8 protein-coding genes and 1 pseudogene are annotated in these 15,743 nt (G+C 60.9%); 3 read left to right on the forward strand and 6 right to left on the reverse strand.

Features of this window, described 5'->3' with window-relative positions:
• Positions 1-57: 57 nt before the first annotated feature.
• Positions 58-1,707: pseudogene (gene pbpC, locus GHO25_RS18895) on the reverse strand (penicillin-binding protein 1C); the annotation flags it as partial.
• 85 nt (positions 1,708-1,792) lie between these two features.
• On the opposite strand from pbpC, the gene GHO25_RS18900 reads away from it, so the two are divergent.
• Complete coding sequence (locus GHO25_RS18900) at positions 1,793-2,086, forward strand: hypothetical protein (RefSeq protein ID WP_048366495.1); 294 nt, start codon at positions 1,793-1,795, stop codon at positions 2,084-2,086.
• A 69-nt stretch (positions 2,087-2,155) separates the two neighbouring features.
• Here GHO25_RS18900 and GHO25_RS18905 read toward each other — a convergent pair whose 3' ends face one another.
• Complete coding sequence (locus GHO25_RS18905) at positions 2,156-7,048, reverse strand: alpha-2-macroglobulin (protein WP_153391751.1); 4,893 nt, start codon at positions 7,046-7,048, stop codon at positions 2,156-2,158.
• 269 nt (positions 7,049-7,317) lie between these two features.
• Here GHO25_RS18905 and GHO25_RS18910 point away from each other — a divergent pair, with 269 nt between their 5' ends.
• Entirely contained in the window at positions 7,318-8,646 is a 1,329-nt protein-coding gene (locus GHO25_RS18910) for an MATE family efflux transporter (protein ID WP_153391753.1), read from the forward strand.
• 87 nt (positions 8,647-8,733) lie between these two features.
• Here GHO25_RS18910 and speA read toward each other — a convergent pair whose 3' ends face one another.
• The 4 genes from speA to GHO25_RS18930 form a co-directional block, all read right to left on the reverse strand.
• Positions 8,734-10,647 carry an arginine decarboxylase gene (gene speA / locus GHO25_RS18915; protein WP_048366498.1) on the reverse strand — a complete coding sequence of 638 codons (1,914 nt, stop codon included), beginning with the start codon at positions 10,645-10,647 and terminating at the stop codon, positions 8,734-8,736.
• Between the two features lie 217 nt (positions 10,648-10,864).
• Positions 10,865-11,236 (reverse strand): translation initiation factor Sui1, encoded by a 372-nt coding sequence (locus GHO25_RS18920; protein WP_178110145.1) that lies wholly within the window; start codon positions 11,234-11,236, stop codon positions 10,865-10,867.
• 298 nt (positions 11,237-11,534) lie between these two features.
• A complete protein-coding gene (locus GHO25_RS18925; protein ID WP_153329677.1) occupies positions 11,535-12,077 on the reverse strand; it encodes an NUDIX hydrolase in 543 nt (180 codons plus the stop codon).
• Between the two features lie 3 nt (positions 12,078-12,080).
• Positions 12,081-13,040, reverse strand: a complete 960-nt coding sequence (locus tag GHO25_RS18930) for a DUF2333 family protein (RefSeq protein WP_371929025.1) — start codon at positions 13,038-13,040, stop codon at positions 12,081-12,083.
• A gap of 397 nt (positions 13,041-13,437) precedes the next feature.
• On the opposite strand from GHO25_RS18930, the gene GHO25_RS18935 reads away from it, so the two are divergent.
• On the forward strand, positions 13,438-15,054 hold the full coding sequence (locus GHO25_RS18935) for a diguanylate cyclase (RefSeq protein WP_048366502.1): 1,617 nt from the start codon (positions 13,438-13,440) through the stop codon (positions 15,052-15,054).
• The last annotated feature ends 689 nt before the right edge of the window (positions 15,055-15,743 follow it).

Below are 15,743 nucleotides of genomic sequence, written 5' to 3' on the forward strand. Positions count from 1 at the left end.
GTGTAGGGCCGCGCTATTTGATCGGAGTGTGGATCGGTCGCCCGGACGGTACGCCGGTGCCGAGGCCAGACCAAACTGCCCCGGCACCGGCGTACCGTCCGGGCGACCGATCCACACTCCGATCAAATAGCGCGGCCCTACACCAATGGCCAGCGCATCGCGAAAGCCATAACTGGTGCCGGTCTTCCACGCCAGGCTGGGGCGCTGCACCAACTCGGCGGTCGGGTCACGGTCCGGCCGTGCCTGGCCGCTCAAGATGCGTCGAATAATCCACGCCGAACCCGGCGACAGCATGCGCCGCTCGACCAGTTCATCCTGCGGTTGCAGGCGCAGGTTGGCGCTTTTACCCCCCCGCGCCAGCGCGCTGTAACCGCTGACCAAATCTTCCAGACGGCTGCCGGCGCCGCCCAGAATCAACGCCAGATTAGGCTCTGCCAGCGCAGGCAAACTCAACGGCACGCCGCCGTTGCGCAGGCCGGCCGCAAAACGTTTCGGCCCGTAGGCTTCAAGCAGTTGCACCGCTGGCAAGTTAAGCGACAACGCCAACGCCGAACTGGCCGACACCGGCCCGCTAAAGCCCATCGAGAAATTGCCCGGGCGGTAATCGCCGTAACGCCGCGGCACGTCTTGCAGCAGCGACTCGGAATGAATCAGCCCGGCATCCATCGCCATGCCATACAAAAACGGCTTGAGGGTCGAGCCCGGTGAACGCAAGGCGCTGATCATGTCGACATGGCCAAAGCGCCGCGCATCGTTGATGTCTACAGAGCCGAGGTACGCGCGCACGGCCATGTTGTCTGTTTCAACCACCAGGATCGCCGCCGAGGTGTGCTCGGGCAGCCGCGCACGCCAGCCCAGCAGCAAGTCTTCGAGACGGCGTTGCAGGTTGGCGTCCAGGGTGGTGCGGATCAGCGGCGGGCTGTGCGGGCGATTCAAGCGCCGCGCCAGCAACGGTGCCAGGCTCGGCTCCAGTCGCGGGGCGAGCAACAGCGGTTCTTCCAGCGCCTCATCCACAGCCCCTTGCGGTCAGACCTGATACTCGGCCAGACGCCGCAACACCTTGTCCCGTGCCACTTGCGCCCGCTCGGGATGACGGTCAGGCCGCAGGCGGCTCGGCGCTTGCGGCAACACGGCCAGTAGCGCAGCTTCGGAGCGCGTGAGTTGCTGCGGCGACTTGCCCAGATACGCCCAACTGGCCGCCGCCACCCCCTGTAACGTCCCGCCAAACGGCGCGCGATTGAGGTACAGGTTCAAGATCTCGGACTTGGACAGATGCCACTCCAGTTGCGCCGTACGCCACAACTGGCGCAACTTGCCGGGCAACGTACGTTCATGGGGATCGAGCAAACGGGCGACCTGCATCGACAAGGTACTGCCCCCCGACAGCACTCGTCCGCCACTGAGGTTTTGCCAGGCCGCCCGGCCCAAGGCCAGCGGATTAACCCCCGGATGCTGATAAAACCAGCGGTCTTCGTAGGTCAGCAACGCCTCAAGGTAATACGGCGACACCTCGTCCGTTTGCACGGTGTAACGCCATACGCCATTGGCATCGGCAAAGCGCCACAGCGGCGTGCCGTCTTCGGCCAATACCACACGGGCCAAGTCATCCTTGGGTAACGGCAAGGGCCACAGCCGGTCGGCCAGCCACAGCAATGCGACTGCCAGCAACAGGCCGCAGGTGCTCCACAGCACGATCTTTTTAAGCATTACTCATTACGCAACTTTGCACCTGGTCTGGTTGCCTAAGGGGTATCTCTGGCACAGTGGCCATCTTATTGATCGGGACATCCCCATGCACGTCGAAAGCTTTATTGGAAATCTGGGCCTGTGGTTGGGCACTGTCGTTCGCTGGATCGTTGAAAGCTTGAGCGGCCTGTTCACCATGATCACTCAAGCGGGCAGCAACTTTATCGACGGTATGGCCCGCGCCTTGGGCATGGACACCTCTATCGTCAGCATTGCTGTGCTGGTGCTCGGGCTGCTGTTTTTGTACAACGCCGTGCGCGCCTTTATGCGCGCCTCCATCATCGGCGGCGTGATCTGGCTGCTGTTGGGGCTGTGGGTGTTGAGCTGGATTATTAACTGACGCCGTGGCCTCGCGGTCTTTTAAACATCAAAAGATCGCGAGGCAAGCTCGCTCCTACAGAGGGTGGGATTAGCGGGCCTTGATCACCATGTCGCCGGGGGTTTCGCCTACGGCCTGCCAGTTTGGCCGGTACATCGACTCCACTTGCGGCGGCGGTACGCGATAGGTGCCCGGCGTCACGGCACGCGCCAGATACAGCAGGTGCGTGGTGCCATAGCCGTCCAGTTTGACCGCCGCGACGTAACGGTCATCGCGGTATTCCTGATGCTGCACGCTGGCGTATTGCATCGCGTCGCGCCATTGCTTGACCTCGGTGCTGACATTTTCAAGGCTGGCCGCACTCTGCCCCAAGTTCTGGTTTTCCAGTTCAAGCCCCGCAGGCAGCAAATCGACGACCAACGCATCCGGCACCGCCTGCTTGGCCGTGACCGCCACGTGCACCAACACCAGATCGCCGCTTTTCAGGGCCTTGATGTTCAGCGGCTCGCCATTCATGCCCAGGTAATCGCGGCGAATGCTCATGTTCTCGCCACCTGCCGCCGGGGCCTGCTGTGGATAACCCGAAATCGTCAGCTGTTGATACACCGCGTCGCTGCCTTCGTTGCGCAACGTCAGCGGCTGCGTCAGCAATGGCCCATCGAGTTTGAGGCCCGACTGCTGGTTATTCAGCTCGCGGGTTTGCTCGCCGCTGGTGAGCTGCGCCGACCACTTGGCTTCTGGCTGGCTCAACAGGTCACGCCCGGCCAGGAACAGCGAGTTACGCTCCTGGGTCGACAACCAGCGGCTGGCCGCCAACAAATCTGACAACTCAAACAGGCGCTGCTCACGCTGGCCGCTCATCAGGTTGTTCTCTTCAAGCAGTGCCACGATCAGCGCCTGATCGCGCAGCGGGCTGCCGTAATCGCCCAGCCATTGGTTGCCTTGGCGCTTGGCCGCCAACCCGGCCAGCAACGCCTGATCGGCACGCGGCTGATCGCCCATTTTCTGCAAGGCAATCGACAGTTGCACCAGCGGCAAGCCTGAACGCGCATCGCTGCGGCGCTCAAAGATGCTGCGCAATGCGCCCAGCGGCGCCTGCTGGCTGCGGGCCAGAACCAGCGCCGCATAGGCCTGCACAGCAAAGCGGGTGTGGTCGAGGTTGTCGCTGTAGTCGGCTTCGATCAGGTTGCGCTCTTGCACATACCGCAGCAGCCGCTCGTTGGCCTTTTTCAACGCACCGGCCGGTACGGCGTAACCCTGATCACGGGCGCGCAACAGGAAGTCGGTGATGTAAGCGGTCAACCAATACTCTTCCTGCCCGTCGGCACCCCACAGGCCAAAGCTACCGTTGTAGCGTTGCATGCCCAGCAGGCGCTCGATCCCCAGTTCAATTTTGCGGGTGCGCTCGGCGTCCGGCTCACCTTCCAGGCCCAGGCGTTTGAGCAACGCCGCGTCAGCGTACAGCGCCGGGTACAAGCCGCTGGTGGTTTGCTCGGAGCAGCCATACGGGTACGCCTTGAGCGCACGAATCTGTTCGCCCAGGTTCAACGGCGGGCGGCTCGACAGGCTCAGCAAGGCTTCGCGCCCGGCCGGTTCAAAGGCCTGCAACTCGCCTTCTGGCAGGCTCCACGGTTGGTCCGTGAGCACCGCCCGATAATGCTTGAGCAACGCCGGGTACGCCGGGCGCACGCCCAACGTCCATTCGCGGCTGAACGGCGCCTGGGTTTCACCCGGCAGGTCCAAGCCACTCACGGTGACCTTGACCACGCCCGTACCAAAACCGCCCAGCGCCTTGACCGGGATCTGCAACGTGCTGCGCTGGCCGGGGCTCAGCGTGACGTTTTGCGTGGCGTCACCGAGCAGGTTGAGTTGGCCGTCAGCGTTGAGGGTGACGGTCAGTTTTTGCGGTTTGTCGGTCAGGTTGGACAGGTCCAGCGCCAAGCGGGTCTCGTCCCCTCCGGCCAAAAAGCGCGGTGCGGCCAACTCGGCCACCAAGGGCGCAGCGACCACGGTTTTGGCCTGGGCCATGCCGTAGCGATCATCGGTCCAGGCTTGCGCCATCAAGCGCAGTTCGCCGTTGAAGTCCGGGATATTAACGCTGACTTCGCCTTCGCCCTGCGCATTCAGAGTGACCGGTGCACTTTGCAGCGCGACGATGTTCACGCTGGTGGCCGGGCGTTTACCGCCTTTGGCCAGGGCCGCGTCACCGCCGAATGCGAGGCTGGCCAGACGGCCCTGCCCGGCTTCGATCAATTGCCCGTAAATATCCAGTTGGTCGGCGCCATAAGCCTTTCGCCCAAACAGGCTGGCGTACGGATCCGGGGTCGGGTAATCGGTAATGTTCAGCACCCCGACGTCCACCGCAGCCAGCAAGACATGGGCTTTTTGCGGAATGCTGCCGTCAGCGTTTTTAGCCTGAATCTTCACCGTCAGCGGTTGTTTGGGACGCATTTTTTCAGGCGCTTCGAGGGTCAGCGCCAACTTGCGCTGGGTCCGGTCAAGCGGCAGGTGCAACACACCCACGGCACGTTTTGGGGTGATATTGGTTTTACGCTCACCGGGGCGAATCACCAGCGCACTAACATACAAATCGTGGCGCGCCCACGTCGGGTCGAGTTTGATGTCGAAGGTTTTGCCTTCAGCCGGGACTTCAATTTCTTCCCACCACAACGGCCCATCACTGCCTTCGACCAGCAGATAACCTTTGCCCGCAGCGGGCGGCGTGACCGTGACTTTAGCGGTATCACCATCGCTGTACGCGGCCTTGTCCAGCGCCAGCTTGACCTGATCCGGGCGTACGGCGCCGCCTTCGGCGTTGTCCTGGGCACGATAACCGGCCCAGAAACGCACGCTGCTGACCAACCCGGTTTGCGGGTCTTCGACCTCGACACGGTACGGGCCCCACTCCACCGGGAAGCTGACCTTGGCGGTTTCTCCGGCCTTCACGCTGACCATTTCTTCGTTGAGGTTCAGAAACTTCTCGTTGTAGTGATAGCTCCAGCCGTCGCTGTCCGAGTAGTTCCAGTAGTAGTCACGGCGTTCGCGCACCAAGCGCACCTTGAGGTTTTCAGCCGCCAGCTTGTTGCCCTGAGTGTCCGCGACCAACAGCTCGAATTCGGCCGGGCCATCGCCATCGGTTTCAGTCCCGTCAAACAACCCGCGAAGCCCCGGCAAGCGCTCCGCTGGCCAGACCGGCTGCACCAGCCGCCGGGTGATCGGGCGACCACCGGACTCTTGCAAGCTGGCCTGCACAATCACCTGCAGCGGCGACTTGGCTTCGCTCCACTGGCTATCAATGGTGAGGGTTTCTTTACCATCAGCGTTGAGCACGCTTTCGTCCAGCTCCAGGTCCTGGGTCAACTCGTTCTCAGTGACAGAACCGAATTGATAACCCGGCAGTGCGCTGACTGCCTCGCGCAGGGGCCGCACGTACACTTGGCCGCTCAAACGGTTGCCCGCTGCAGGGGCGCCATACAGGTAACGCCCCGTGACCTGAATCTCAGGGTTTTGCTCAGGACGTAGCGGCGTGTCACTGCCTTTGAGCTCCAGCGCCATGCGCTCCGGCAAGAAGTCTTCGACCGAAAATTCATACAACTGCGGCTTGCCGTCGCCCAGGTCGAACACCAACTGCCAGCGCCCGGTCGGCGCCTCGCCTGCCAGTGCCAGCGAATACTGGTAAAAGCCCGAGGCATCTGGCTCCCAGACGAACTTGCGGCTGACTTGCTCGTCCGGGCGACGCACTTCTACGCTGACCGGTTGCGGCTTGACCGGCTTGCCGTCGCGATCACGCAGCAAAGCATTGAGCAGCACGGTTTCGCCGGGGCGGTACAGGTCACGCGGGCCAAACACAAAAAATTGCAGCGGGTGCGCCTGCGGGCCAGCGATGTCGAACTCGGCCAAATCCAGCGCCGCCGTATTCAAGCGCAGCAAGCTGGTCTGATCGCCCTGACGCGCCAGCAACACTTCGGCCTTGGGCGGCAAGGCCAGCTCGGCGTGGCCTTGTTTATCGGTTTTGCCTTGGGCGAGCATTTTGCCTTTGCCGTCGAGCAACTCCAGATCCACATTAGCCAAGGCACTGCCGCCCTCCAGCGCCTGAGTGAACACATCCAGACGCTTCTGATAACGGTGCACGGAAAGGCCGATGTCACTGAGGGTGAACAAAGTGGCCGGAGTCGAATAGTTGTAGCTGCCGGATGCGGTCATCACCGCCAGGTACACGCCCGGCTGCTGCAACGGCTTGATCCCCGAAGTGGGCAGAATCAAAGTTTCGCGAGTGTTGCGAGCCGGGTTCAGGTCAAAGCGCCCGCCGTAGACCAGATCGGCCATGCTCAACAGGTCTTTGGCTTCATAGCTTTGCAGGCTGCTGTTGCGGCCCCATTGGCTGAGAAAGGCTGGCAGAGATTCGGGTTTGACGCGGAAGAACTCAACGTCGACCTTGTCGACATTCAGCGCGATCACCGGCAACCCTTCGGCCAGACGGGTCGGCAGCAAGTTACCGCGGCTGGCAAAGCCGACGGTGGGTTGCAGGTCACGGGTTTCCAGACGGCTGATGTACTCGGCGGCCAGCGTCGCCTCGTTGACGGCACGCAGGCCGGGGTCGACGGTGAGGATCAATTTGCGCTGCGGATCAAGATGGCGCAGGTGCACTTCCATCAGGTTATCCGACAGCTCCCAGGCGCCATCGACCTTGCCAGTCTTGGCATCGACCAGGTGCAGTTTTTCTGCGAAGTTTTGCTTGGGGTCCAGCGGCACCGAGAAACTCACCGACAGCGTGCTGGCACCGTCCAGCTGCACTTCAGAGACATCCACCACGTTTAACTCACGCCCGGCAAAGCGCTCGGCCAGCACCTTGGGGTCTTGCACCGGCTTGGCGGCCTGCGTGACGGCGGCAGGTTTTGGCGTCTCGGGCTTGCCGGATGAAGAAGAATCGCAAGCACTGAGCAGCGCCAACGCGCAAGCCAGAAACAGTCCTTTGTTAAGCATGGTGTACTCATTGTCGTGGCAGTGAAGGGGCGACTATATAACAGCGTGACGCGAACGGCAGACGCGCTGGTCAGATTGACCGGGGAATACGAAATTGGTTCGCGACGCCCACTCTGTGGGAGCGGGCTTGCTCGCGATGCCAACAACTCGATCTGCCTGACGCCCCTCGTCGCCCCAATCGCGGGCAAGCCCGGCTCCCACAGGGTGTGAATCAAAACCCGCCCTGGGTAAACATTCGCTCTACAATGCCGGTCCTCAAAGGAGCCTGCATGTCTTTTCTGTTAGCCGACTGGCGCGACCGCCCGACCCATCGCCGGGTGTGGGCGCTGGCTACGCCGATGATTTTGTCGAATATTTCTGTGCCGCTGGTGGCGTTGGTCGACAGCACGGTGATCGGCCATTTACCCCACGCGCATCAATTGGGCGCGGTGGCGGTGGGCGCCAGCCTGTATATCTATCTGGCCTGGATGATGGGCTTTCTGCGCATGGGCACCACGGGCTTTGCCGCACAAGCGGCCGGGCGCGGGGATGGCACCGCGCTGCGGCAAATCCTTGTGCAAGGGTTGCTGCTGGGGCTGGGGCTTTCGCTGTTTCTGGCCGCCATTGCACTCCCGTTCAGCCGCGTGGCGTTGAGCGTGATGCAGCCTTCGCCCGAGCTGCATGACATGACCCTGGCGTTCTTTCACAACCGCCTGTTTGGCCTGCCCGCCTCCTTGGCCAGTTATGCGCTGGTGGGCTGGTTTTTGGGGGCGCAAAACGCCCGGGCGCCGCTGGCGATTTTGCTCACCACCAACCTGATGAACATCGCCCTCAACCTGTGGTTTGTTCTCGGCCTGGACTGGGGCGTGGTCGGTTCAGCGCGGGCTTCGGTGATTGCCGAATGGAGCGGCGCCCTGCTCGGCCTGTGGCTGACACGCGGCGCACTGCGGGCGTATCCGGGCAAGATGGCATGGGCCGCGCTGCGCGTCTGGCAAAACTGGAAACCACTGTTAGGGGTTAACCGCGATATTTTTATCCGCAGTTTGCTGCTGCAATCGGTGTTTTTCGCCATCACCGTGCAAGGCGCCCGCTTGGGTGACGCCACCGTGGCGGCCAATGCGCTGCTGCTCAATGGTTTGCTGTTGACGGCCCACGCGCTGGACGGTCTGGCCCACGCGGTCGAAGCCTTGTGCGGGCATGCCATCGGCGCCCGTGATCGCACGGCGTTACGCCGCTCGATGGTGGTTGCCTGTGGTTGGTCGTTATTCGCCAGTGCGCTATTTGCGCTGCTGTTTTTGCTGGGCGGGCACTGGTTTGTCGAGATGCAAACCGACATTGCCAGCGTGCGCGAAACCGCCTTCCAGTACTTGCCGTACCTGGCCGTGTTGCCATTGATTGCGGTGTGGAGTTATTTGCTGGACGGGTTGTTTATCGGCGCGACCCGCGCGCGGGAAATGCGCAATGCGATGCTGTTGAGCGTGGCCATTGCCTTCCCCGTTGCCTGGGCCTTGCAGGGCGATGGCAATCACGGGCTGTGGATAAGTTTCTTGCTGTTTATGGTGCTGCGCAGCGCGATATTGGGGCTATACGCCACGCGAATCCGCTGGTTTACCCCGTGATATCCCTGTAGGAGCGAGCTTGCCTCGCGATCTTTTAAAGGGTCAAAAGATCGCGAGACGAGCTCGCTCCTACGGGTCAGCTGAGTCTTACGAAGACAAGTAAGACGAACGCGTCAGGCCCAGACGCAAGGCGTCGAGGAACTGGGTGCGCTCTTTGACGCTGATCTTGGCACTGGCCACTTTGTCGCGGTAGTGAGTCATCAACTCCTCGGGCGACAAGTGCACGTAGCGCAGCATGTCTTCGATGGTGTCGTGGGTCTCGATACCGGCGTGGTATACGCTGCCATCGGCCTTCTGGTAGATGTTCACCGAGTCGGTGTCACCGAACAGGTTGTGCATGTCACCGAGGATTTCCTGGTAAGCCCCCACCAGGAAGATACCCAGCAGGTAGTCTTCGCCTTCGTTAAGCGCGTGTACCGGCAGGCTGGTTTCGATGCTCTGCTCGTCGACGTATTGCTTGATCTTGCCGTCGGAGTCGCAGGTCAGGTCTTGCAGCACGGCGCGGCGCAGCGGTTCTTCGTCCAGGCGATGCAGCGGCAGAATCGGCAGGACCTGGCCAATCGCCCAGGTGTCCGGCAGGCTCTGGAATACCGAGAAGTTGCAGATGTACTTGTCGGCCAGCTTGTCGTTGAGTTCGTCCAGCACTTGGCGATGCGAACGCTGACGCGCTTTCAACGAGTTGTGCAAGCGACGGCACACAGCGAAGTAGCACTGCTCGGCCAGGGCTTTTTCCGACAGGGTGATTTTGCCGTCAGCGTACTGGGTGGCCACGTCGCTCATGTAGTGCGTGGCGCGCCAGTAGGTTTCGGTGACCATTTCAATGTCGGTCGGGCCCAGCAGGTCCACCAGCCACTGCACGGTCTCGGGCAGGCTTTCTTTGTTTTCGATCTCTGGCACGTCGTCGTTGTGCTTCTCGACGTCGGTCACTTGCACCACCAGCATGGCGTGGTGCGCCGTCAGCGAGCGGCCGCTTTCAGAGAAGATGTGCGGGTGCGGCAGGCCTTGTGCGTCGCAGAACTCTTTGAGCATGCCGACCACAACACCGGCGTAGTCGTCCATGTCGTAGTTGATCGAGCTGGCGTTACGCGAGTGCGTGCCGTCGTAGTCAACGCCCAGACCGCCGCCCACGTCGATGTGGTCAACCGGCAGGCCGAGGTTGCGCAGTTCGCCGTAGTAACGGATCGCTTCTTTGAAGCCGTGCTGGTAGTCGGCCAGGTTGGCGATCTGCGAACCCATGTGGAAGTGCAGCAGGCGAATGCCTTGGTCCAGACCGGCGCCACGGAACCGCTCAACCACCGACAGCAACTGCGCAGCCGACAAACCGAATTTGGATTTTTCACCACCGGTGTCAGCCCATTTGCTCGACGCCAGCGACGACAGGCGCACGCGCAAGCCGACCTGTGGCTTGACCTTGAGCGAAGCCGCCTCTTCGATCACCAGGTCCACTTCGGACTCTTTCTCGATCACGATGAACACGTTGTGGCCGAGCTTCTGGCCCATCAAAGCCAGGCGAATGAACTCACGGTCTTTGTAACCGTTGCAGACGATGGTGCCGCCTTTCGGGGCCAGCGCCAGCACGGCCAGCAGCTCTGGCTTGGAGCCGGCTTCAAGGCCAATCGAAACGTTTTGGGTGGCGATGATGTTCTCGATCACAGCTTCTTGCTGGTTCACCTTGATCGGGTACAACGCGGTGTACTGGCTCTGGTATTCCAGGCGCTCGATGTTGGCATCAAAAGCACCGGTCAACTGGCGTACACGGTCCTGCAAAATATCTGGAAAACGCACCAGCAATGGCAAGGACAAGCCACTTTGGCGCAGTTCGTCGACTTGCTCGTACAGATCGATGGGCGAGCTGTTCGGGCCGTTCGGACGGACTTCTACGCGACCGGCTTCATTGATCGCGAAATACCCGGCCCCCCAATGGCGAATCCCGTAAACACTGCGGCTGTCCGCAACTGTCCATTGGCTGCCATCGTCTTTGCGTGTGCGTCGTACGGACATCGAAGTCCCCTATATATAAGTCAAGTAGCCAAACCTGTGACCAGGTCGGCGCAGTCTAATGAGTAAAAATGACGATTAGTCTGCTCAGGGTAGACCCTGACAACAGCGCCGAGTTTAGAAACCCGCAATAACAGGCTCTGTGAAAACCATGGCAGCCGCCCTTGCCGGGCCTTATTCAGGCAGCAAGACAACGACGCGGTGGTTTTGACAGAGGCTGCTAGCCGCCGGACTTCTTGGCTTTGAAACCGTGCTTGAGCAGTTCGGCCAGCAACAGCTCAACGTGGTCGCCCTGGATCTCGATGATGCCGTCTTTCAACGCACCGCCTGTGCCACAGCGTTTTTTCAACGTGGTGGCCAGTTCCTTAAGTGCGTCTTCGGCTAACGGTACGCCCGTGATGGTCGTCACCGTCTTGCCGCCGCGGCCTTTGCTTTCGCGGCGCACGCGGGCAATGCCATCACCGGCAGGGATCAGGGTTTGTTTGCAGGTACAGGCGTCTACTGGCTGACGACAGTCTGGACAGTGACGACCTGCGTCGGTGGAAAATACCAGGCCACCCAGGGCGGCGAAGGATGCGGCTTTTTTGGCCACCGGCAATCCTCATATGGAGGACAAAAAATTGGTCGGTGCATGACGCGCTTGCGCCAAGGTGTACCGACCGCGAAGCCCCACTCTGGCAGGGGCAGCGCAACTCAAGCGCAAAAGCACCTGAGCCTGAAAAGGTCGCGCAGTGTAACGACAAAATCGCCGAGGCCCAATAGCCAATTGGCGTAAAAATTGACACTCCCCCTGTAGTCGCTGCCGAAGGCTGCGATAAGAGCCGAAGCACCTTATCGCGCGATCATGAGAAGCGGGCCGCTGCGCAGCCAATCGCAGCCTTCGGCAGCGACTACAAAGAAGGCGGTTGCGCCAGATAACGCCTTAGCGCATCCAGCGAATCCGGGCAAAAGGGCTGCTGTTCACTGAGGCGCAAAGCCTCGGCCACCGGCATGAACAGCGCTTGCTGGACTTCTTCGGGCTGCACCTGCAAAGGGCCGTCCCAAACCCCGGAAAACACCCCGCACCACAGGTGGTTTTGCGGGGCCTCAAAGTAGAAGCGTTCGTGGGCCTTCAGCTCGATACCGCTCACGCCCAGTTCTTCGGCCAGTTCACGGGCGGCCGATTCTTCGTAGGTTTCATTCGCGCCGACCATACCGCCCGCCGCCACATCCCAAAACCCCGGATACAGCGCCTTGCTGAGAGTGCGCTGGTGTACGCACAGCTCGCCGGCCGAATTGAACAACAGGATGAACGTGCCACGCCCAATGAGGTTGCGCTCGCGCAATTCATGCCGCGGCAAAGCGCCCAGCACGCGGTCGTCGCGGTCCACCCAGACCACCTGTTCGACATCAGAGGCCGCACGGTGCGCGGCCTCTAAAGTGGAGATCGCCATCCCTTAGCCCTGCGACAGCAATTGACGAAGGTCCATGACCGCCGCGTTCGCCCGCGAAATGTAGTTGGCCATGACCAGCGAGTGGTTAGCCAGAATGCCGAAGCCGCTGCCATTGAGAATCATCGGGCTCCAGACCGGCTCTTGGGCGGCCTCCAGCTCACGAATGATCTGGCGCACGCTGACCGTGGCGTTCTTTTTAGCCAGTACATCAGCAAAATCGACTTCGATCGCGCGCAGCAGGTGGGACAAGGCCCAGGCCTGACCACGGGCTTCGTAGAACACGTTGTCGATTTGCATCCATGGGGTTTCAACGATTTCTTCGTCCACCACAGGCACCTGGCCCGGCAGCAGGCTTTCGGTTTTCAGCGTGGTGTTCAGTTTGACCCGACCAACACTGGCCGACAGGCGCTGCGACAGCGAACCCAGACGCGTCCCCACATCACCCAACCAGTTGTTGAGGTTGTCAGCACGGGCGTAGAACAAGGCGTTTTTCTGATCCGGGTCAGACAAGCGCGCTTGATAACGGCTCAGGGAGTTGATGCCTTCCTGGTACTCCGACTCACTGGACGGCAGCATCCAGCTCTTGTTGTCAAAGTTGAAACGAGGCTCGGCCTTGGCCAGATCCGCGTCTTCGGCCGACTGCGATTGCGAACGGGCGAAGTCTTTACGCAGGGCACGGGTCAGGTCACGCACCTGCACCAGCACGCCGTATTCCCAGCTCGGAATGTTGTCCAGCAAGACACCCGGCGGGAAGCGGTCGTTGGACAAGTAGCCGCCGGGTTTATTGAGCAAGGTCCCGGCTACGGTTTTCAGGGTTTCTACGGTGGTGAAGCCCGGAACCATTTTCTGGCCGCTTTTTTCAGCCGCCAGCTGTGCATTTTGCTGCACCGGGAACAGGTCTGGTTCGCGGCTCCAGTACCAGCCAAGGCCCAGGCACACCACCACATAAATGCCGACCAGCATGGCAATCGAGCGGCTCAGCAGAATGCTTTTGAAATAGCCACGCGGCTTTGCTTGGGTATCCTTGACCGACTCGCGGGCGCTGTCGCCCTCTCGTTTTTTCCAGTCCAGCATGGCTATGTCCTTTCAGATGCTTGATTCAACAGTTCGACCACAACCCTACCTCATCGTGCCTTGTTGCACGATTTTTAATCACGGCTAGGCTAAGTGCCGAAACCGCAAGGCCAGATCGGCCCGGCACTATAAAACATGCGTGCAGCCACGCCTACGCAAGGGCGGCCAATGGCTAATATCGGTGTGGGCGAGTTAATTTCAAGGTAAGACCGGATCAAGCCAACACTAGGTGCTAGCATAGAGCCATCACTCGACCCCAGCATGCCCCTTACCCAGCAGCCAGGATATGACCGAGCACGAAGACCTCAGCCACGAACGCCTGAAGCACCACTTCGCCCAGCGCGTTACGCACCAGGCCCGTCAGATTCTTGAAATTTGGCAGCGCATGCAGACTCAGGAATGGTCACCCGCAGGCCTCGCTGAATTCAGCGAAGCCAATCTGCGCCTGCTACGCTTTGCCGAGCGTTTCGACCAACCCGAGCACAGCGAACTGTCACAGGCCACCGACGCGGTGCTGCAACAGGTGGCCGACAATCGCGGCCGACTGAGCAGCCCGTTGATCACCGAACTCAACCGGCTGATGCAACGCTTGTCACGCACCGGCCTGCGCCACGGCGATCAACTCGGGCACACCGCCCTGCCGCCGCTGCGCAAACCGATCTACATCCTTCTGCAAGACCATGAACGCGCTCAGCGCCTTAGCACGCAACTGGAGTTTTTTGAACTCAGTGCCGTGGCCTTTGACAGCCCTGGCGCCTTTCGTCAGGCCATGATCGAGCGCCACCCGGCGGCCATCGTAATAGAGGTCGATTTCGCTGGCCCCAACCAGGGCCTGGCGTTGGCTGAAGAGGTCCAGGTCGGACTTGAGCAAAAGCTGCCGCTGTTGTTTTTCAGCCAGCATGAAACCGACACCCCTACCCGCCTGGCCGCCGTGCGCGCCGGGGGGCAAGCGTTTTTGACCGGCACCCTCGAAGTCTCCAGCCTGATGGAGAAGATCGAGGTGCTGACCTGCGTGGCGCAGTACGAACCGTATAAAGTGCTGATCATCGACGACTCGCGGGCGCAGGCGTTGCACACCGAACGCCTGCTCAACAGCGCCGGGATCATCACCCGCACGCTGACCGAGCCGATTCAAACCATGGCCGAGCTGGCGGACTTTCAGCCCGACCTGATCATCCTCGACATGTACATGCCGACCTGCACCGGCACCGAGCTGGCCAAAGTCATTCGCCACAATGATCGCTACGTCAGCGTGCCGATCATTTACCTGTCGGCCGAAGACGACATGGACAAACAGCTCGACGCCATGAGCGAGGGCGGTGATGATTTTTTGACCAAGCCCATCCAGCCACGCCACCTCATCACCACCGTGCGCAATCGCGCCGCCCGGGCCCGGCATTTAAAAGCGCGCATGGTCCGCGACAGCCTGACCGGGCTGTTTAACCACACGCACATCCTGCAACTGCTCGAAGACTGCACCTTCCGCGCCCGCCGTGAAAATCGCCCTTTGAGCTTTGCGATGCTCGACCTTGACCACTTCAAACGGGTCAATGACTGCTACGGCCACCCCATGGGCGACCGCGTGATCAAGAGCCTCGCCCTGTACCTCAAGCAGCGCCTGCGCAAGACCGACTTTATTGGCCGCTATGGCGGTGAAGAGTTTGCGATTGTCATGCCCGACACCGATCAAGAGTCGGCCTACAACGTGCTCAACATGATTCGCCAGCGTTTTAGCGAAATCCACTACCCGGCCCAGCCAAACGATCTGTGGTGCTCATTCAGTGCAGGCGTGGTGCAGCTGCACGGCGAGTCCGACAGCCTGAAAATGGCGTCACAGGCCGATGAAGCGCTGTACTTCGCAAAGAACAATGGCCGCAATCAGGTGCAACGCTTCACTCGATAAAGGCTAATCGCCACTATTTATGCCGAGCCAGGCCGGCTCGTCATATCGCTGTAACTTAAATGCAATAACTTCAGCCGCTTCTCACTGCGTAGTAGGCAGAATCTCTTATGCGTCTGAAGCTGCTAACCAACCTCAACACCCTGTTGCTGGTCGCCGTGTGCCTCGCGCTGGGCGCTACTTTATGGTGGTCGCAACAGGCGCTGGAGCGCCCGTACCTGTTGATGGAGCGCTACTTGAGCCTGTCGCAGCACTTTCAAAACCAGGTCGCCCGCAACATTGAAGACTACCTGGCCAGCGGCGATGCGGTGCGCCTGAGCGAAGCCAACAGCGCCCTGGAGACACTCCAAAGCCAGCTTGCCCCGCTGCCACCGGCGCTGGCCGAGACCGTGCGACCCAGCCTTGAGAACCTGAATAGCTTCAGTAATACCGAACTGCTGGCAGCGGGCAAACTGGCCGGCGACCCACAAGCCTTGTTGCTGCAAGCCGAGCGCGAACTGGCCGCCAACCTCGAACAACTCAGCCAATACGCCAGCGAAGCCAACACCCCTGAAGCCCCGCATTATTTAGCGCCGCTGATGACCGCCTCGCTGCACCTGGCCAAGCTGTCATTGAACCGCGACAAACTGGTCAGCAGCGGGCGCAGTGAATTGGCCGGTGACGTAGAGCGCGAACTGGCCAGCATCCAGGCC

The organism is Pseudomonas sp. FSL R10-1350, assembly GCF_009600525.1.
In the GTDB taxonomy this organism is placed as follows: domain Bacteria; phylum Pseudomonadota; class Gammaproteobacteria; order Pseudomonadales; family Pseudomonadaceae; genus Aquipseudomonas; species Aquipseudomonas helleri.

Coding starts and splice junctions, on each gene's coding strand:
- GHO25_RS18935 (WP_048366502.1), top strand. CDS start 13,438: ATGACCGAGCACGAAGACCTCAGCCACGAACGCCTGAAGCACCACTTC.
- speA (WP_048366498.1), bottom strand. CDS start 10,647: ATGTCCGTACGACGCACACGCAAAGACGATGGCAGCCAATGGACAGTT.
- GHO25_RS18930 (WP_371929025.1), bottom strand. CDS start 13,040: ATGCTGGTCGGCATTTATGTGGTGGTGTGCCTGGGCCTTGGCTGGTAC.
- GHO25_RS18900 (WP_048366495.1), top strand. CDS start 1,793: ATGCACGTCGAAAGCTTTATTGGAAATCTGGGCCTGTGGTTGGGCACT.
- GHO25_RS18905 (WP_153391751.1), bottom strand. CDS start 7,048: ATGCTTAACAAAGGACTGTTTCTGGCTTGCGCGTTGGCGCTGCTCAGT.
- GHO25_RS18910 (WP_153391753.1), top strand. CDS start 7,318: ATGTCTTTTCTGTTAGCCGACTGGCGCGACCGCCCGACCCATCGCCGG.
- GHO25_RS18925 (WP_153329677.1), bottom strand. CDS start 12,077: ATGGCGATCTCCACTTTAGAGGCCGCGCACCGTGCGGCCTCTGATGTC.